This is a genomic window from Hymenobacter sp. 102 (genome assembly GCF_049949205.1).
Classification (GTDB): Bacteria; Bacteroidota; Bacteroidia; order Cytophagales; family Hymenobacteraceae; genus Hymenobacter.
Window position 1 is genome coordinate 3,548,895 of the sequence record NZ_CP188172.1, and the last position, 18,976, is coordinate 3,567,870.

Consider the following 18,976-nt stretch of genomic DNA (forward strand, 5'->3'; position numbering starts at 1 on the left):
AAACGGCTGGCTGCGGAGTGTTCGGGGGCTTACAGCGGAGGCAGGGCCGTATTTGCGGTTGCAGGATACTGCCCGTTTTCCAGAAAATAGCAATACCGGCGCAAATCGGTTTCGGCGTCGCCGGCCAGGTAAGCCGCGTAAGCCTCGGCCTGGCCATAGTTGCTGCGGATGGTGGCCGGGTCGGATAGGGCTGCCAGCAGCTCGGGGCGGTTGCGCCACCAGTCGCGGCAGGCGGCGTACGTCCAGCACGCATTGCCATTGGCCGCGTAGCTGTCGAGCACTTCTACCGCCGCGGCATCCAGGAGGCGCAGGAGTTGCGGGTAGTTCTGAGGTTGTCGGAACACGAATTCCTGGCTGTAATCATTATTAGCCACGTTGTCCGGCGCTTCACAGATGCCCGTGCCGCAGGTATCTGATTCGCCTGTGTAGAAGGGTCCGGGAAAGTTGAAGGGGTGTTTATTCGGCCAGTGGTTGTGGTCAAGGAATTGCAGATGCGGATTATCTGGCTTCAAAGCGGGCAGAAACTCCTTTCTGATAAATTCATCGAAATCGGGCCGATACAGAAACGCGGTAAAGTCGCCGTACTGCTCCGGCAGAAATATAGATTTCTGCGCAATAGCAGCTGTTTTCTGTGCTAAGTAGGCCGCATACTGTATCTGGAATTGGGCTGCATCCCAGTGATAAATGGAGGCGAGGTCCGGTGAAACCGGCTTACGGAACAACGCTTTCAGGCGGGCAACCCAGGACATAGCAGGACAAGGGGGGAAGAAGCTGGCTGCTAAAGCTACTGAGACAATTACTGTAATGCTGTAAAATGCAGATGGGACGTTACAAGGCTCTGCCCATAACGTCCCATCATGTTCTGAATGCCTTGCCCCGCTGCGGTGGCTACTGCGCCAGGACCGGCTCGGGATGCAACACGCTCAGCAGTTCCCGCACCTGGGCCGTGAGCAGGGTTTCGTCGGTGGTATCGAGCAGGCGGGCATCAATACCCACGCAGGTAGCGCCGGCATTCCGCCACTCCTGCATGCAGGCCGTGGTGGGCTTGATGCCGCCCGTGACCATAATAGGCACCTGAGGCAGCGGCCCGCGCAGAATGCGCAGGTACTCGGGCGAGAGGTAGGCCGAAGGGAACAGCTTTACCAGGGTAGCGCCCAGGCGGTGGGCCTCGTACACCTCATTCAGGGTTTGGGCCCCGGGCAGCCAGGCCAGGTTGTAGCTCCGGCACACGGCCGCCACATCGGGGCTGGTGATGGGCTGAATCACGAAATCGGCCCCGGCCTCAATGAAGCGGCCCGCTTCTTCGGCCGTAAAAATGGTGCCCGCGCCCAACAGCAAATCGGGGTAGTCGGCCTCCACGAAGCGCTGCAGCCGCTCGAAAATTTCCAGGGCCTGCGGGCCCCGATTTGTAAACTCAAACAGGCGTACCCCGGCCTCGTAGGAGGCCGCCAATACCCGGCGGGCGTACTCTTCCTGGGCGTGGTAGAAAACCGGAATCAGCGGGTGCTGGCGGGCCTGATCGAGGGCGTGGGCGGCAGTGAAGCGGGGCATGGCGGTGAGCAGTGAAATGGTGAGGTGGTGAGTTTACGTTCGGATGGCGCAAAACGGTGCAGCTAAGAACGTAAACTCACCACCTCACCATTTCACCACTCACCTACAGCGCGTATTCGGCCAGGGCGCGGGCCACCTCGTGAATGCTGCTGTTGTTGCGGAAGGTTTTGCTGATGGGCTCCGCCAGCCCCCGCACCCAGATTTTCAGCTCCGACTCCAGATCAAAGTGGCCGGTGGTTTCCATGCTGAACCGCTCAATGCTGCGGTAGGGCACGCTCAGGTACTCGCGCTTTTTGCCCGTTACGCCCTGCTTGTCCACCAGAATCAGGCGTTTAGTGGTGAACACCAGCAGGTCGCGCAGCACGGCGTAGGCCCCGCGCACGGTTTCGCCGGGTGCCAGCACCTGTTGCAGTTCCAGTTGCACATCTTGTGCGTCAGTTTCGGAGGCATTGCCTAATAGGCCGTCAAGTAATCCCATTGTGATGGAAGGATGAAAAGGTGGAAGGGTGAGGGAAGCTAACAAGAAAATGAGGACCCGGGAAATCGGTCATCTGCTTTCGGCAGGCCGCTCTGCTTTTGTTGCGTACCACATTGATGCCTTGTAAATTTGTCGTTTCCCCTCAGCGCATTTTGCCATGAAACTTGCTGATTTACTAGAATTAGGCTTCCGCGATTCGGTTGAGTGCCCCGAAGCGTGGCAAAACAAGGGGCATGTGGTATGCCGGGATTTTGGGCATGCCCTGATTAGCATCTTGTGGTACGCCGATTCGTCTGAAATCGAAGTTATTGTGGGTGATGTGCATACCCCGCTGCTATACTTTCGCTCCGCCCTGCTCACCGTGGGGCACCTGCAGAGTCTGCTCCGCGACTATTGGCCTGTAACCACCGCGTAGGCTTTATCAGGTTTGTCAGGAAAACCAAGGGCGGAGGCGGGCGAGAATTTCCGTGGCAGGAGAATGGTGTGGCAGAAAAAAGGCGGGCGACAGCTCATTCGCGCAGATTATGCTGCTGGTCCGGCTCGCCACGCTTCATATCCGTAATACTCGTTGCCGCGATAGTGCTGGGAGCTTAGGCTTTGCCAGGGTATTTCGGTATGGAACAGAGCCGCGTGCAGGCAGGCTGGTTGTACCGTGCAGCCCTCCACTACCAAACCTGTTAAGGCTTGGCGGCCTATCTTCAAGGGAACCAGTCGATGCTCCGGAAACCACTCCCGAATAGCCGTTTCCAGGCTCACGAACAGGGTGGCGTACTCTTCATAGGGGGAAACGGTAAGCGCATGAATGGCCGAGCGTCCTATTGGCTGAGTGATGGGCTCCTGGTGACCCATTGCATGCCGGGTTTCGGATAGCTCTATTTGAGAGGTGTCGAGGCCGTAAATGGTGTAGTAGGGCCCCAGCAGGCTGATGGCAAAATACAGCTCCTTCCAATGCCCCCAAATGGGGCCTTTGGGCTTCTGCACTACAATGTGGCCGGCGTAGGATGGTATGGGCCCCTGCGAATGGTGCACCGTGCGTTTAAACACGGCCTTCAGGTGGTCCTGAAACGGTTTCCAACGCTGCCGGAACGCCGGGTAGTTCTCGATGCAGTCGGTGCAGATGTCCCACAGCTGCTCGTGGCCCGGGTAGCGGTGACGAAACGCATCATCGTACTCCGGCACCGTCAGACCCAGTGGATAGTACTGTTGAATGGTAGTGTAGAGTGGCCAGAAATTGAAGTCCGGTCCAAAGTGAAAATGCGGCATAACAGATAGAAAGTACTCACGAGCCCGTAGCCAGTCTACCGCCTTAGCCCGGCTCGTCGTGGTGCTCCGCCAAGATACCGGATTGCGTGGCTACTGCGGGCAGTTGCCCGGCGCTACATTGAGCACGGACAGCAGCGGCGCGGGGTAGCTGGGCGCCGGGGCCGGGCAGGCCGGAGCGGGTTGCGCGTCGTCGGTAATGAAAGCTGAAATGTACACGGTGCCGCCCCGCGCGTACTGCACGGTATCGAGGCGGAATACGGCTACCACGTTGTCGTAGCGCTGGCCGGTGGGGGTGGCAGGGTAAGTGAGAGCAACGCCGCGCGCCGCCGATCCGGGGGCCAGCTGAATCAGCGTGGTGTTGCAGGTGTAGCCCAGCACCTGGCCGGAGTAGCATGCCTGCGGCGTCGGCTCGGGCCGCTCCAGGGTGCAGTTGCCAAATACCAGCAGCGCCCCCAGGGTCAGCAGCGCCCCCAGGGTCAGCAGCGCCCCCACCAGACCGGCCCGGCGCCAGGAAGTAACAGGAATCAGCATTGCATCAACTGGTTGATGCTGATGAGATACTCAATTGGGACAGAAGGTTGCGCCGTACTGTCTGTATAACTTACCGCGGAGTGCCGCTGTCGGCTTCCGCCGAAAACTGCTCGGGAAAGCTAATGACGCGGCCGTGACGGGTAAACGTCACAAGTTTCTGTTTGAGCACTCGTCCGTAGAAACATCCGGTTTCTGCCTTTTCTATTTCCTCCCGTAACAGCCGGCCATTAGCGTAGATAAAGCGCCGGGAAACATACGTGTAAGAAGTTGAACCCCACTTATTGCGGCGGTACCGCTCTGTCAATTGGCCGGCTTCGTTCCATCGTTTGGTGCATTGTAGTCCGCAGCCGAGTATATGCTGCCTGCTGCGTGATTTACGCTTTCCGTCAGAGAAAAAACTGTAGAAATGCGCAGTCCGGAATTTCTTCCGGTCAGTAGCACCGTGGGAGTAGAAAAGGGAAAAGGAACTGTCGGCATAATATGTGGCAGTACGCAGGTACTTGGAGGGATAGTGTGTCAATTCGGCAAACTGCTGCAATTCGACTGGAGTAAAAACCCTCACACGGCGAACCTCCTCTTGGCTAAAGCCAGCTTGCGCAGTTACCAGGAGCAGAAATACCAATGAAACACGTAGCATAAAAACTAGAATAAGGAAGAACGCAAAGCAGCCGACCCCACCGGGGCCGGCTGCTGAAAGCTACCATAAAAACGGCAGTGCTTAGTTGGTGCCGCCGGTGCTGGTGCCGGTCGGTTTTTTCTCCTGCTGCTGCAGCACCGACTGTTGCTGCATGGGGTTGGGCTGGGCCCGCTGCTGGTACTCAAACAGCTCGAAGCGCGAGGGCGCAGCCTTCTGGGGCCAGGCGTTGTTTGAGAGGTCCGTATCGGCAGTTTGCAGGTAGGGGTCCAGCACGAAGCTTACCACGGGTTTCTCGGTGATAAACACTTTGGTTACCTCGGCGTTGTTCTTGCGCCAGATTTCGGCCGGAATGTTCATGATTTCCTGCTTGCCGTCCTCATAGGTCATCTGTACAATCACCGGCATGGTGAGGCCGCCCTTGTTTTTCAGGCTCACCTCGTAGAAGTTCAGGCCGTTATTGAGGCGCTGCTGCTGCTCGGGGCTCATGGCCTTCACCATTTGGTGGTAGCGCTGCTTGTCGGCCTCGGTGGTCGCCAGCGGGTCGTAGCTGTTGTAGAAGTCCTTCAGCTCGGGCTTGTCGTCCACCAGGGTTTTCTTGATGTCCTGGAGGTTGCGCTGCTGCGAAATGCTCTGGGGCGCCTTGTTGATCATCTCCCGCTTGCGGGCATTCTCAATTTCGGGGTTCTTGGAGTCCACCGTGTACCACTTCACGCCGTCGATGGCCAGATCGGTTTTATCCACCGAGTAGAACCAGCCGCGCCAGAACCAGTCCAGGTCCACGCCCGAGGCGTCTTCCATGGTGCGGAAAAAGTCGGCGGGGGTGGGGTGCTTGTACGCCCAGCGGGTGGCGTATTCCTTGAAGGCGTAGTCGAAGAGCTGGCGGCCCATGATGGTCTCGCGCAGAATGTTCAGACCGGTGGCGGGCTTACCATAGGCATTGTTGCCAAACTGCAGCACCGATTCCGAGTTGGTCATAATCGGCGTCTGCAGGCTCTTGTCCGACTGCATGTAGGGCACAATGTTGGCCGGCTCCCCGCGCTTGGAAGGGTAATTCCGCTCCCACTCCTGTTCCGTGAGGTACTGCACAAAGGTGTTCAGCCCTTCGTCCATCCATGTCCACTGGCGCTCATCGGAGTTCACAATCATCGGGAAGAAGTTGTGGCCCACCTCATGAATAATCACCGAAATCATGCCGTACTTCCGGTCGGCCGAATAGGTGCCGTCCTTTTCGGGGCGGCCGCCGTTGAAGCTCAGCATCGGGTACTCCATGCCGCCCACCGGCCCGTGCACCGAAATGGCCACCGGGTAGGCGTAGGGAATGGTGAACTTCGAGTAGGTTTTGATGGTGTGCGCAATAACCTCGGTGGAGTATTTGCCCCACAGCGGGTTGCCCTCCTTGGGGTAGTAGCTCATGCACATTACCGGCACGCCGTTCTGCTTCACGCCCATGGCATCCCAGATAAACTTGCGCGAGGAAGCCCAGGCGAAGTCCCGCACGTTTTTGGCGGCGTAGGTCCAGGTTTTGGTGCCTTTGGCGCGGTTCTGCTCGGCCCGCTCCGCCTCCAGCGGCGATACGATGAGCACCGGCTTGTTGGAGCTCTTGGCCTGCTCCAGGCGCTGGCGCTGGGCCGAGGTCAGCACTTCCGAGGCGTTCTGCAGCGTGCCGGTAGCGCCCACCACGTGGTCGGCGGGGGCCGTAATACTCACGCGGTAGTCGCCGAAGGGCAGGGCAAACTCGCCGTTACCCAGGAACTGCTTGTGCTGCCAGCCCTGGTTGTCGGAGTACACCGCCATGCGGGGGTAGAACTGAGCAATTTCGTAGAGGTAGTTCTTGTCCTCCGGGAAATACTCGTAACCCGAGCGTTGGTTGATTTTGGTCTGGTCGTTGATGTTGTAGCTCCACTTGATGCTGAACGTCACGGCCTGCTTAGGGCGCAGGGGCGTGGGCAGGTCAATGCGCATCATGGTGTGGTTAATCACGTAGGGCAGGGCCTTGCCGCCCTTCATTTTCACCTCCGCAATCTTGAAGCCGCCGTCAAACTCGCTTTTCTGGAGGTAATCCAGCGCCTGAAACGGCATGCGCTGCTGAATCTGGCCGACCTCGGTGGCGGTGGTGATGGAGTTCTTGTCCAGAATATTCTGGTCGAGCTGCACCCACAGGTAGGTGAGCACGTCGGGCGAGAGGTTGGTGTAGGTAATGTCCTCGTCGCCGCTGATGGCCTGGCGGGCATCATCCAGCTTCACCCGGATGTTGTAGTCGGCACGCTGCTGCCAGTAGTCGCTGCCGGGAGCTCCGGAGGCAGTGCGGTAGGAGTTGGGCGTGGGCAGCAGGGTTTCAAGCTGCGCAAATTTGTCGGTACCGGAGTTGGTGTTCTGCGCCGCGGCCGGCAGGGCCAGCAGCGCCGCCAGCCCGGCGGCCAGCAGTGGGTGTTTCAGCATACAGGAATAGGGGGAGAAAAAGGCGTTTTAGCGAGGAGAAAGGGCGGGGTGCCGCTCAGTAGCGCCGCGTGCGGCGAAAGACGCGCGCCGCCGCCGCGGGTTGCAGGCCTGCCGAGCTGAAAGATACGGCTTCTGACTCAGCCCAGGAACCGCCCCAGCAGCAGGATAACGGCAATGCCCAGCGCGGCTCCGCTGGTCACCAGCAGCCAGTCGCGGCGGTGCACGCGCAGGCCGCGCAGCAGCACAAAACCCAGCAGCAGAATCAGCCCCACAATCAGCAACTGGCCCAGCTCCACGCCCAGGTTGAAACTCAGCAGCTCCACCACCGGCCGGCTCTGCTGGCCCAGCAGCTCGCGCAGGTAGCTGGAGAAGCCCAGTCCGTGAATCAGTCCAAACACCACGGCTAGCAGGTTAGGCAGCGCCAGCACGATGGGCTGGGGAGTACTGCGCTCAGGCAGGCGGCTGGTGGCACTGCCGGCCCGGGTCAGGTTCAGTAGGCAGGTCAGGATAATTGTGACCGGAATAAGGGTTTCAATAAGTGCGGGCGAATACGGCACTACGTTCAGCGTAGCCAACGCCAGCGTGATGGAGTGCCCCACCGTGAAGCTGGTTACCAGGACCACTACCCGCCGCCAGTCCTGCAACACATACGGCGCGCACAACGCCAGCAAAAATACCAGATGGTCGTAGGCGCGCAGGTTAAAGATGTGGTGAAATCCAAGCTGAAGGTAGGTGCTGAAAACAGACATGCAGGGGGCTGACAGGAAGAGGCAAGTCCTCAAATATCAGCATCCTGACATATTTCTCATCATCCGAAGCAAAGTCCGGCATTGCCCCGGTCCGCTGTAGCGCACAAAAAAACTCCCTGCCAGCTCAGCCGACAGGGAGTTTGTGGGATGGAGCCCGGTGCGCGTTATTCCTTCACAATGCGACGAACATCGGTGCCACCTTCGGTGCGGGCGCGTAGCATATACACGCCAGAGGGAAGCTGTGACAAATCAAGAACCTGCTCCGGGCGGCCGGCCGGCACAGTTACCGCGCGTACCGGCTGCCCGATGACGTTGTACACCATCAGCTCCACGGCCTTGCTATAGCCGGCCAGCTTCACCGTCAGCAACCCATCGATAGTGGGGTTGGGGTAGAGAGTGAGTGAAGAACCTGCCAGCGGCTTGACAGTGGAGGTTATCACCAGCGGCAATGAAGCCTCCGAAGCGCAACCGGCTGCCGAGGTAGTTATTACCGTGTAGGTGCCGTATTGTGCTGCCGTATTCACCACGTAAGTCTGGCCCGTTGCGCCGGGAATCAGGGTATTGTTGAGGTACCACTGGTTGCCGGTAGTGGCACTGCTGGTAAGCGTAGTTACCGGCCCATTGTACTGCACCGTCACCGTTGGGCGGGCCGGCGTAGCGTTGATGGTTACCTGGAACGTAGCCGTTACGGCGGCGCAGCCACCCGAGGCGGCAACGGTATTGGTCACGGTGTACGTGCCCGGAGCAGAGGTGCCAGGCGTAATGGCCCCGGTGGTAGCATTGATGGTCAGGCCCGTAGTAGAGCTGAACGTACCAGCCGTAGCTCCCGCGGCCAGCGTGGGTGTTACCGTACCGGTAGCTCCGGTGCAGTAGCTGGTATTGGCGTAGCTGAAACCAGCTGCCGGAGCTGCCGTGATGGTTACCTGGAACGTAGCCGTAACCGCGCTGCAGCCACCCGTCGCCGCCACGGTGTTGGTCACGGTGTACGTGCCGGGAGTGGAAGTGCTAGGCGTAATGGCACCCGTCGTAGTGTTCAACGTCAGGCCCGTACTGCTGCTGAATGTGCCGGCCGTGGCCCCGCTGGCCAGCGTGGGGGTTACGGAGCCAGCAGTGCTGACGCAGTACGAAGTTGCCGCGTAGCTGAAGCTGGCTGTAGCAGGGGCCGTAATAGTTACCTGGAACGTAGCCGTTACGGCGGCGCAGCCACCCGAAGCGGCAACGGTATTGGTCACGGTGTACGTGCCCGGAGCAGAGGTGCCAGGCGTAATGGCCCCGGTGGTAGCATTGATGGTCAGGCCCGTAGTAGAGCTGAACGTACCAGCCGTAGCTCCCGCGGCCAGCGTGGGTGTTACCGTACCGGTAGCTCCGGTGCAGTAACTGGCATTGGCATAGCTGAAACCAGCTGTAGCCGGAGCAGTAATTGTAACAGTGGCCGTCGCCGTAACTGCAGCGCAGGTCCCTGATGCGGCTACCGTATTGGTGACAGTGTAGGTGCCGGGGGTAGAGGTGCCGGGCGTAATAGTGCCGGTGGTAGCGTCCAGCGTGAGGCCCGCCGCAGAGCTGAACGTGCCTGCCGAGGCCCCGGTAGCCAGCGTGGCCGCTACCGTACCCGCAGTTGAGGTGCAGTAGCTGGCACTGGCGTAGCTGAAGCCCGCCGTGGCCGGAGCCGTAATGGTAACGGTAGTCGTGGCCGTTGCGGCCGCGCACCCACCCGAGGCGGCGACGGTGTTAGTCACGGTGTAGGTGCCCGGAGCAGAGGTGCCGGGCGTAATGGCCCCGGTAGTGGCATCAAGCGTCAGGCCCGTACTGCTGCTGAACGAGCCGGCGGTAGCCCCGGTAGCCAGGGTGGGTGTTACGGTTCCGGTGGTCGTGGTGCAGTAGCTGGCACTGGCGTAGCTGAAGCCCGCCGTAACGGCGTTGCTGATGGTTACGCTGGCCGTAGCTGATGAAGGGCAGGTGCCGCTCACCGCGTAGGTCACGGTATAGGTGCCGGCCGTGCTGGCCGCCAGGTTGATGGTGCCGGTAGTGGCATCAATTGCCAGACCTGCAGTGCTGCTGAAGGTGCCGCCCGTTGTGCCCGTAATGGTGGGCGAGGGGTTGGTTCCGCTCTGGCAGAACGTACTGCCGGCATAGCTGAAGGTAGCCGTAGTGGCCGGATTCACCGTTACTTGCACCGTGGCCGAAGTAGCCGAGCAGGCACCCGTAGTAACCACCACGGAATACGCGCCACTGGCCGTTACAGTAGCCGTGTACGTGGCCGAAGTGGCACCGCTGATGGGCTGGTTGTTAAGCAGGAACTGGTAAGTAGCACCCGTTACTGGCGTGACGTTGAGCGTAAGTGTACCCGAGCCGCAGAAAGTAGTGGGCGTAGTCGCTGCCAGCGTGGCCGTCGGACCATTCGTCACCGTTACCGTGACCGGCGACGAGTACACAATGCGGTTATCCGAGGTCCGTAACACGGCCCGGTAAGTAGTGGTTTGAGTCAGGTTACTGAAGGCCAACGTAGCGCCGGTGTTGGTGCCGGGCACGGCTACGAAGCCGCTGCCGGTGTTAGCCTCATACCCCGTAATGGTACCCGTATAGCCTGCAAGTGTGAGCGTACCCGAGTTGGTGCCGCTGCATACACTGGCTACCGAAGAAGTCAGCGTACCACCTTCAGTATTCGCCAGCACAAAGAAGTCGTTGCCTGGCGTGAGTGGTTGGCTTGATTTAATACCGGTAGTAGGTGAGGAAGCAGCCGTACCCCCGATGCTGGCGTACGCACCGCTGGCCGTGGCGGCCTGCGCTACCACCGAGGTCTGCGAGCCACCCACAATATCGTCGCCGCCGTAGCTAAGCTGCACCGTAGCCGAAGCTGGCAGGGCCGCCGTGTTCTGCAAACGCACGTAGCGCGTGGGATTCAGGAACGAAACCCCGCCCGTGCCTGTACCGCCCGTAGCGCCACTCACAATGGTGGCCGTGAAAATCTGCGCCCCGGAAGTGGTAATATCACTCACCACTGCCGGCCGCCAGCCCGGACCATCACCAATGGCAAACGTGCGGCTTACGGGGGTAGTGCTGTTCACGGTAACAGCCAGCGGGCCGCGCACGTAGCTGGTGGCCGAGCCAGCGGGCAGTACCAACGCTGTTTCTGCCAGCACCAGCGTATTTGCTGCGGAGGTGCTCAGTACGCCGCTGCTGAGCGTCAGCGAGCGGGTAGCGTCGCCACGCACAGTGAGGTTGCCGCCCGCCAGCGTTACGCCGCCGGGATTGGCCAGGGTCAGGAAATCAACGGTGCGGGTGGTCGGAATTTCGAAGCCCGTGGTGCGGCCGGTTGTTTCGGCGGCGTAAATCAGCTCCAGCGTACCCGTGCCCAGGTTGAACTTGGGGGCCACGTCGAACGTGCCAGCGGCCGTAGTGCTGCCGGCAGTGCCAAACTGAATCACGTTGGCAACGGTGGCGCCGCTGCCCACGGTGAGGTTGCCGGCATTCAGCAGGTTGCCGGTTATCAGGTTCAGCCGGCTCACCGTCAGGGGCATATTCAGGGTTACGCCTCCGCCGTTGTTGTCAATGGTAAGGGTAGCCAGGGGGCTGGTGTTGGTGCCCGTACCCTCCAGCAGCTGGGCCACGCTGCCGTTGAAGTTCAGTAGGCTGCCGGCCGTGGTGCCCGTAAGGGTGCCGTTGTTGGTGATGGTGCTGCCTAGGTGCTGCAGGGTAAAGCCATTCAGGTTGAGGGTGGCATTGCCAGCTACCGAGATGGTGCCGTAGGTGGTTACCTGGGCCGTGAGCAGGGCGCTGCGGTTGCTGCCAATTACCACGTTGGGAGCCAGACCCCGCAGGCGGAAATCAAAGTTGGTAGTTGTGGCAGCGGTGCCCACGTTCAGCGTACCGCCCGAAAAATTATAGGTGCCAGCTACCAGATAGTCGAGGGGCGTATTGTTGGTGCTGCGCTGCACCAGGTTAATGGCGCCGCCCGAAATAGTGGTGGTACCGTTTATCCCGAACGAGGGGGCCGCCCCGGCGTTGGCCGTATTGGCCACGTTGATGGTGCCGCCGCTCAGGGTAAAGGTGGTGGTGCCGTTGGAAGCGGTGGCCGAGGTGTAGTTGGTCAGGCGGCCGTTGGTGGTTACCGTGCCGCCCTCCTGCGTGTACACCGAGCCCGCGCCCAGCACCAGCGAGTTGCCGCTGCCAGTACCCACCACATACGTTCCGGCCGATACGCGCAGCAGCCCGTTCGTGGTGGCAGTGCCCGGTTGGCCGGCCACTGTAAAGTTGGAGTTGTTGAGCCAGAAGCCCCCGGTAGCCGGCAGAATATAGGCAGCCGTGGTAAACACCTTGTTGCTGATGGTGGCCGAGCCCGAAATCTTCAGCGTGCCGGTCATGTCATCGGCAGCCGGCGTACCCGTAGTGCGGGTAACCAGAAACCCGTCGCCGGAGGTGGCTGAGCCTTTTACTGACAGCGTGGGCAGGGTCATTTCCACCACGTCGGCGCGGGTGGCCTTGGCCAGGGTCATGGTCTGCAGATCAGTAGCGCCCGAACCCCCGAAGCTGGCGTTGCCGGCTCCGGTAAAGCGCAGGTCGGAGCCTACGTTAGTGCTGGCGCTCAGATCCAGCGTACCGTTGTTGGTTACGCTGCCACCCACCTGCAGCTGGTAGGCCGTAGAGGCGGAGGTGAGCAGGGAGCCGGTGCTGTTGATGGTAAGCGAGGCACAGCTGGCAGCCACGTCAACCGTTACGGTTGCTCCTTCTACAATCGTGACATCATCGGCGCTGGTTGGTACTACCCCGCCGGCCCAGGTGGCGGGGCTACTCCAGTTGCCGCCCGTAGCCGTGGAGCTGATGCTGGCTTGTACCTTGTGGGGGGCCGTTGTTACGCGCCCACCTGTGGCACCTGGCCGGTGCTGAGCCTGGGCAAGCGGACTCGCCAGCAGGCCACAGCCAGCAGCCAGCAAAAGGAGCCATCTGTATTGAGTTCCAACCGACGTTCGTCTGGCTGGAAAATTCTGTACTGTTGGAATCATGCAAAAAAGGGTATGAGTGGGAAAATGGACAAAACAGACCGGCTACGGAATTTCGCAGGCGGTGGAATACGGCTAAAAAGTGGCTGAAAAGGCGCGCAGCAGGCGAACAGATAAAGAAGCTGGAGCAGATTATTGCGTATTTGTATAGCGGAAGTAGGATCTGAGTGTAAGGCAGTAAGGTAGCGTAAATATTCTGTTTATTCGCCTAATAATGTAAATGTTGGTGTAGGCCAGATCAGTAGCTTTACAGGCATATTCTATAAGGCTGATTATATGAAAAAACACGTACTGCTGCTGGCAGCCGCCGCTGTGGTGAGCAGCAGCGCCAGCCATGCGCAAACCGTCATGCCGCTGTCCCGCGCACAAGCAGAAGCTCCGCTGACCCGTGCCGATACGGCTCGGGCCGTGCACGAGTTGTTTAAGAGTCGGCGTGGGGGGGCAGCGGCGTGGCTGGGGCTGGGGGCCGCTAGTCTGGCGGCCTCTATTCTGCCAGCTCAACAATCTACCAGTGCCGGCATCTGGACGCCGGGCGTAGTGGCGGGCACCGCGTTTGTGGGCCTCGGCCTGAATAAAAGCATCGGGTTCTGGTGGAGTCGGGAGCGGCGGGTGATGCGCGAATTGGCCGCTACCGGCCATCTGCCACCCAACATCACCCGCCGTCTCAAGGGCAACTTCAAGCCGCTGCCCGGCTCGGCCGCCGAGTATAACCCGCTGGTAGCAACCGGAGTGCCTGTTGCGCCTTCCACGGCCCCGGCTTCCACCAATATCAGTATTCCCTTTGCCGGGGTAGCTACCTCCGGCTATACCCTCACCGATTCACTGGATGCCGTGGCAGCCCTGTTTCAGAGCAAACGGCTGATGGGGCAGCTACCTACGCTGACTTTGCTACCAGCCGCCCGGCTGCTGTCGGGCAGTAGCGCGGCCGACGGCCAGTACAACGTGTACACGGGGCAGTTCGAGGAAAACAAGCCATCGGCCGGGGCCGTGGCCGCCGGGCTGGGCCTGGCCATCGGCAGCGTTGCCTACATGTTTATCCACAACGCGCCGTACTCCAACGCCAAGTACGCCGAGCTGGTAGCCGCAGCCCAGGCGGGCACTCCCATTCCGGCCAAGTGGCGCGCCCAACTCAAGCCCAAGCACTTCGACCAGGGCCGGGAGCTGCGTACCCGCATGCTCCGCCGCGAAGCCCGCAAAAATCGCAACAAGTAAGCAGCAAAAAAGCCCCGCCGACACAGTGCCAGCGGGGCTTTTTAGTTAATCAGCAGTGGTTACCCAACCGTCGGAATTTCCACGTTGTTGAAGCGGATGTGCCCGTCTTCCAGCACGGCTTCCACCACGGCGTCCTTGCTCACGCGGCCCGAGAGGATGTCTTTACTCAGCTCGTTGAGTACCAGGCGCTGCAGTACGCGCTTCAGCGGCCGGGCCCCGAAAGTGGGGTCGAAGCCCTGTTCGCCCAGGTAGTCGAGCACCTCGTCGGTGGCTTCCAGGCGGATGCCGGCTTCCTCCAGCCGCTGCTGAATCTGGCGGAACTGGATGTCCACAATCTTGCGGATTTCCTTGCGCTTGAGCGGCTGGAACATCACAATTTCGTCGATGCGGTTCAGGAACTCGGGGCGCATGTGCTGCTTCAGCCGGTCCACCACTTCCTCGCGGGTGCGGTCAAGTACCTCCTCGTGGTTGTACTCATTCAGCTCCTTAAAGTTCTTCTGGATGATGTCGGCCCCGGTGTTGGAGGTCATGATGATGATGGTGTTCTTGAAGTTCGCCACCCGGCCTTTGTTGTCGGTGAGGCGGCCGTCATCCAGCACTTGCAGCAAGATGTTGAACACGTCGGGGTGGGCTTTTTCGATTTCGTCGAGCAGTACCACCGAGTAGGGCTTGCGGCGCACGGCCTCGGTCAGCTGCCCGCCTTCGTCGTAGCCCACGTAGCCGGGAGGTGCCCCAATCAGGCGCGACACGGCGTGGCGCTCCTGAAACTCACTCATATCGATGCGCACCATGGCGTTTTCATCGTTGAACAGGTACTCGGCCAAGGCCTTGGCCAGCTCGGTTTTACCCACGCCGGTAGTACCCAGGAAGATGAACGAGCCGATGGGGCGCTTGGGGTCCTGCAAGCCCGCCCGGGAACGGCGCACCGCATCCGAAATGGCCGCAATGGCCTCCGATTGGCCCGCTACGCGGCGGCCCAGCTCGTTCTCCAGGTTCAAGAGTTTGTCCCGGTCCGACTGCAGCATTTTGCTTACCGGAATGCCGGTCCACTTGGCTACCACCTCGGCAATGTCCTCGGAGGTTACCACTTCCTGCAGCATCGAACCGCCGTCCTTCTGGGCTTCGGCCTGGGCCTGCAGCTCCTTCAGCTTGTTTTCAGCTTCCTGAATTTTGCCGTAACGCAGCTCGGCCACGCGGCCGTAGTCGCCCTGGCGTTCGGCCTGCTCGGCTTCCAGCTTGTAGCGCTCAATATTTTCCTTCTCGGTCTGCACGCTGGTGAGGGCCGATTTCTCGTTTTCCCACTGCGCTTTCAGCGTGTCGCGCTGGGCCGAGAGGTCGGCAATTTCCTTGTTGAGCACGTTTTCCCGGTCGTGGTTTTCCTCCCGGCGGATGGCCTCGCGCTCAATTTCCAACTGCATAATGCGGCGCTGCACCTCGTCCAGCTCCACGGGCATGGAGTTCAGCTCGATGCGCAGCTTGGCGGCCGCCTCGTCCATCAGGTCGATGGCCTTGTCGGGCAGAAACCGGTCGGTGATGTAGCGGCTGCTCAGCTCCACGGCGGCAATTACAGCGTCGTCCGTAATCCGTACGCCGTGGTGCAGCTCGTACTTTTCCTTGATGCCGCGCAGGATGCTGATGGCGTCGGGCACGGTGGGCTCGTCCACCACCACGGCCTGGAAACGGCGCTCCAGGGCCTTGTCTTTCTCAATGTACTTCTGGTATTCCTTGAGCGTGGTGGCCCCAATGGCGTGCAGCTCGCCCCGCGCCAGGGCGGGCTTGAGCAGGTTGGCGGCGTCCATGGCGCCTTCGCCGCCGCCGCCGGCTCCAATCAGGGTGTGTATCTCATCAATGAACAACACAATCTGCCCATCCGAATCGGTTACTTCCTTGATAACGGCCTTGAGGCGTTCCTCAAACTCGCCCTTGTACTTGGCCCCGGCCACCAGCAGGCCCAGGTCCAGACTCATGAGGGTTTTGTCTTTGAGGTTTTCGGGCACGTCGCCGGCCACGATGCGCTGGGCCAGGCCCTCGGCAATGGCGGTTTTGCCCACGCCCGGTTCGCCCAGCAGCACCGGGTTGTTCTTGGTGCGGCGGCTCAGAATCTGCAGTACCCGCCGGATTTCCTCGTCGCGGCCGATAACCGGGTCCATCTTGCCCGAGCGCACCCGCTCGTTGAGGTTGATGGCGTAGCGGTTCAGGCTCTGGTACTGGTCCTCGGCGGTCTGGCTGTTCACCTTGCGGCCCCCGCGCAGCTCCTTAATGGCGGCTTTCAGGTCTTTTTCGTTGAAGCCGGCATCCTTCATTAGGGTAGCCACGGCGTCCTTGCCGCCCAGCAGCCCCAGCAGCAGGTGCTCCACCGACACATATTCGTCGTCGAACTCCTTCAGGAAGCCCGTGGCGCGCTGCAAGGCGGCGGCGGCCTCGTTGGCGAGGTAGGGCGAGCCCCCGCTCACTTTGGGGTAGGCGGCTACGATGTCGTCGAGGCGGGGCGTGAGGATGTTCAGGTTTACGCCCAGCTTCTTGGCCAGAAACGACAGCACGTTCTCGTCGCTCTGGAAGAGGCCTTCCAGCAGGTGGCCGGTTTCAATGGCCTGCTGCTGGTTGCCCCCGGCAATTTCAGTGGCCTTCTGCACGGCCTCCTGTGCCTTGATGGTATAGTTATTAAAGTTCATGGGTTGCTTTCGTCGTAGAGTGAGAACTTCGAATAGGAAGATTCTACGGACGACTTAGCAAATGGGGTGCGAGAGGCGTTTTGCTGACTTTTTGGCGTATTTTTATAATTTATCGCATAAGTAAAATGACTTTTTGGCTACTTGCTAATCTGCTAGCATATTAGCCGCCCGTCGAAACAGCCACCCCGCCAGTACCCACAGCCCAGCGAAGAGAGTGTTCAGCACAATCACCCAGAGCACACCCATCGTCAGCTCAGGCTGCTTGATAAGTAGGGCCACAAAGGGCACGGCAAACTGCGTAAGCGCCGCCGCGAACATGGCGCGGGCCATGCCCAGCGGCTGCAGCCGGGCCACTGCAGCCCCCACGAAGCCTACCACCAGCACCGCGCCGTAGAGCAGGTTAACGGGGTTGTCCTCGCTGCCGATGAAGCCCACGGCCAAGTTGCCCCACACCAGCAGGAGGGCAGCCACTGCGGCAACGCCAGCAGCCAGCTTATAGGAGCCGCTACGGCCCCGGCTGGCTACCAGCAGCGTCAAAAGGCCCGCCATAAGCAATAAAAGGCCGGCAATAACAAAGGGTGCTATACTCATAGGAGTGCGAGATGAACTATTAGGATGATACAGACAACCGAAATATTACACCAACTGCCGACCCGATGCCGAACCATTTGCCCGACGGAACAACAGGCCTGCCATTGCCCAGATGCTGGCAAACACTACATTGAATACCACCACGTTCAGCAATGGGGCGGCGGGCTCCGCTGCCACGCCCATTGGCTTCCATACAAACAGGGCCAGGGCCGTAACTACCAGATAGGTGAGGGAGGCCGCAAACATGGCGTTGGAGGTACCCAACGGCCGAAAACGAGCCGCAATAGCACCGCCAAGAGCTACCAGCAGCACTGCGCCGAAGAGCAGATTTGCCGGATTATCCTCACTACCCACCAAGCCCACCGCTGCGTTGGCCCACACCAACATCAGCCCGGCCAGTACCGCAACTCCGGCGGCCAATCGGTACGTGTTGTTAGTAGCTGCACGGGCGATGAGCACGAAGGTGGCACCTGCGCCAAACAGCACCACGGCGGCAAACACAAAGTCGGAGAGAGTCCAGTTGACTTCGGCGGTGAACTGCATAGCTACCAGCGGAACGAGCAACAGGAACCCGGTAACTGCGGCAACGAGCGAGAGGGGTTTGAGGAGTGACATGGTGAATACGCGAAATGTGGTGGAAGTACCAGTTGGCGCTATGCCCTGAGCACAAGTGAAAAACGTATTGCAAATGTATAAAAGAACTTTGTAATTCAAAGTAAAAATAACTTGCTAGTTTCATCAGGCGTGAGGACCCACAGGAGAGGACGCCGTTGGTGTTCCCGACGCCGAGGGGAAGAGCGGGCTACTCCGTTAACTCCCCGTTATCGTGCAGCCAGTCGAAAATAAGCTGATCGACGGCCGAGACCTTCGGGCGGTGGCGGTAAGTGAGCCACACGATTTCCTCGATTTCGGCGGCGGGCTGCAGCTGGCCGGTGTAGGTGGCGGCGTACAGCGTCATATGCACCAGCACGTCGGGGGCGTGGCCGTGGGCGGGGGCCGTGAATACGCCCCGCGGCTGCAGGCTGGCTGGGTCCAGCACCACGGTCAGCTCCTCCCGGATTTCGCGCAGCAGCGTGTCGGCGTCGGTTTCGCCCGGCTCACGCTTGCCGCCGGGCAGGTAATACCGGTCTTTGCCCCGGCTGCGGGTGCTGAGGATGCGGCCGTCGTGCAGGTGCAGCCAGGCAATTTTATCGATGAGGGGCATGAGGTGGCGCAGGGTAAGCAACGGAAATCTACGCGGAAGCCACTATATTCAGCTAGCCGTCAGTTCCTCACCTTCAACCCCTACCGCTATGCCTGCCAGTGACCTCCTCGGCCCGTTGAAAGATGCCACTCGCCGCGAAGTAGGCGGCGTGCAGGTGGATGTGGTGCGCACCGGCAACTCCCGGGTGAAGCGGGTGGTGTACCCGGCGGGCTTCCGGTGGTCGAAGGATATGCGGCCGGTAGTGGGCGGCCAACTGTGCCAGCACGCCCACGTGGGGTTCCTGGCCGCGGGCCGGCTGGGCATCGAGTACGCCGACGGAGCCCGCGAGGAATTCACCGCCCCCCAGGTAGTAGCCATTGCGCCCGGCCACGACGGCTGGGTGATAGGAGAGGAGCCCGCCATTCTCATTGAGTTCGATTTTGAAGGTGAAACCGTGGAACGGTTGGGATTGAAGCGCGACTAACAGCGGATTCGTGCACGGTCAGGCCAGCATGTAGAGACGCGGCACTTCGCGTCTCCCGCCAGATCGACTGGCATTGAACCGTCAAAATAACATCAGCAACGAGGAGACGCGAAGTGTCGCGTCTCTACACCCGTTCATTGGGCCTGCCATTCGTAAAACTACCAGAACAGTGCGGCTTGCTGTTTACGT

The 18,976-nt window shown here is 60.3% G+C and carries 16 protein-coding genes; 3 read left to right on the forward strand and 13 right to left on the reverse strand.

From position 1 onward, the window contains the following. Positions 1 to 29: 29 nt before the first annotated feature. The 3 genes from ACN19L_RS15295 to ACN19L_RS15305 form a co-directional block, all read right to left on the reverse strand. Positions 30 to 749, reverse strand: a complete 720-nt coding sequence (locus ACN19L_RS15295; RefSeq protein WP_426490341.1) for a hypothetical protein — start codon at positions 747 to 749, stop codon at positions 30 to 32. Positions 750 to 888: 139 nt separating this feature from the next. Continuing rightward, a complete protein-coding gene (locus ACN19L_RS15300) occupies positions 889 to 1,551 on the reverse strand; it encodes a bifunctional 4-hydroxy-2-oxoglutarate aldolase/2-dehydro-3-deoxy-phosphogluconate aldolase (RefSeq protein WP_426490342.1) in 663 nt (220 codons plus the stop codon). 103 nt (positions 1,552 to 1,654) lie between these two features. Next, positions 1,655 to 2,029, reverse strand: coding sequence for a PH domain-containing protein (locus ACN19L_RS15305; protein WP_426490343.1), 375 nt, complete (start codon positions 2,027 to 2,029; stop codon positions 1,655 to 1,657). Positions 2,030 to 2,186: 157 nt separating this feature from the next. On the opposite strand from ACN19L_RS15305, the gene ACN19L_RS15310 reads away from it, so the two are divergent. Beyond that, entirely contained in the window at positions 2,187 to 2,444 is a 258-nt protein-coding gene (locus ACN19L_RS15310) for a hypothetical protein (protein WP_426490344.1), read from the forward strand. A 107-nt stretch (positions 2,445 to 2,551) separates the two neighbouring features. Here ACN19L_RS15310 and ACN19L_RS15315 read toward each other — a convergent pair whose 3' ends face one another. From ACN19L_RS15315 to ACN19L_RS15340, 6 genes are all read right to left on the reverse strand, one after another. Next, on the reverse strand, positions 2,552 to 3,292 hold the full coding sequence (locus tag ACN19L_RS15315; protein WP_426490345.1) for a hypothetical protein: 741 nt from the start codon (positions 3,290 to 3,292) through the stop codon (positions 2,552 to 2,554). Positions 3,293 to 3,382: 90 nt separating this feature from the next. Beyond that, positions 3,383 to 3,823 (reverse strand): hypothetical protein, encoded by a 441-nt coding sequence (locus ACN19L_RS15320; protein ID WP_426490346.1) that lies wholly within the window; start codon positions 3,821 to 3,823, stop codon positions 3,383 to 3,385. Between the two features lie 70 nt (positions 3,824 to 3,893). Next, positions 3,894 to 4,460 carry a hypothetical protein gene (locus ACN19L_RS15325; protein WP_426490347.1) on the reverse strand — a complete coding sequence of 189 codons (567 nt, stop codon included), beginning with the start codon at positions 4,458 to 4,460 and terminating at the stop codon, positions 3,894 to 3,896. An 81-nt stretch (positions 4,461 to 4,541) separates the two neighbouring features. After that, a complete protein-coding gene (locus ACN19L_RS15330; protein WP_426490348.1) occupies positions 4,542 to 6,899 on the reverse strand; it encodes a M1 family metallopeptidase in 2,358 nt (785 codons plus the stop codon). A 137-nt stretch (positions 6,900 to 7,036) separates the two neighbouring features. After that, complete coding sequence (locus tag ACN19L_RS15335; protein WP_426490349.1) at positions 7,037 to 7,648, reverse strand: HupE/UreJ family protein; 612 nt, start codon at positions 7,646 to 7,648, stop codon at positions 7,037 to 7,039. 164 nt (positions 7,649 to 7,812) lie between these two features. Next, positions 7,813 to 12,579, reverse strand: coding sequence for a T9SS type A sorting domain-containing protein (locus ACN19L_RS15340; RefSeq protein ID WP_426490350.1), 4,767 nt, complete (start codon positions 12,577 to 12,579; stop codon positions 7,813 to 7,815). 342 nt (positions 12,580 to 12,921) lie between these two features. Between ACN19L_RS15340 and ACN19L_RS15345 the strand changes: the two genes are divergently transcribed. Next, the gene (locus ACN19L_RS15345) at positions 12,922 to 13,857 is read left to right on the forward strand and encodes a hypothetical protein (RefSeq protein WP_426490351.1); all 936 of its coding nucleotides are present in this window, start codon (positions 12,922 to 12,924) and stop codon (positions 13,855 to 13,857) included. Between the two features lie 59 nt (positions 13,858 to 13,916). Here the strand turns inward: ACN19L_RS15345 and clpB are convergent, their stop codons facing one another. The 4 genes from clpB to ACN19L_RS15365 form a co-directional block, all read right to left on the reverse strand. Beyond that, on the reverse strand, positions 13,917 to 16,529 hold the full coding sequence (gene clpB / locus ACN19L_RS15350) for an ATP-dependent chaperone ClpB (protein ID WP_426490352.1): 2,613 nt from the start codon (positions 16,527 to 16,529) through the stop codon (positions 13,917 to 13,919). Between the two features lie 144 nt (positions 16,530 to 16,673). Next, complete coding sequence (locus tag ACN19L_RS15355; protein ID WP_426490353.1) at positions 16,674 to 17,120, reverse strand: hypothetical protein; 447 nt, start codon at positions 17,118 to 17,120, stop codon at positions 16,674 to 16,676. Positions 17,121 to 17,165: 45 nt separating this feature from the next. Then, positions 17,166 to 17,735 carry a hypothetical protein gene (locus ACN19L_RS15360; RefSeq protein WP_426490354.1) on the reverse strand — a complete coding sequence of 190 codons (570 nt, stop codon included), beginning with the start codon at positions 17,733 to 17,735 and terminating at the stop codon, positions 17,166 to 17,168. A 187-nt stretch (positions 17,736 to 17,922) separates the two neighbouring features. Then, the gene (locus tag ACN19L_RS15365) at positions 17,923 to 18,324 is read right to left on the reverse strand and encodes an NUDIX hydrolase (RefSeq protein ID WP_426490355.1); all 402 of its coding nucleotides are present in this window, start codon (positions 18,322 to 18,324) and stop codon (positions 17,923 to 17,925) included. Between the two features lie 88 nt (positions 18,325 to 18,412). Here ACN19L_RS15365 and ACN19L_RS15370 point away from each other — a divergent pair, with 88 nt between their 5' ends. Further along, positions 18,413 to 18,787 carry a hypothetical protein gene (locus tag ACN19L_RS15370; protein WP_426490356.1) on the forward strand — a complete coding sequence of 125 codons (375 nt, stop codon included), beginning with the start codon at positions 18,413 to 18,415 and terminating at the stop codon, positions 18,785 to 18,787. Positions 18,788 to 18,976: the final 189 nt, after the last annotated feature.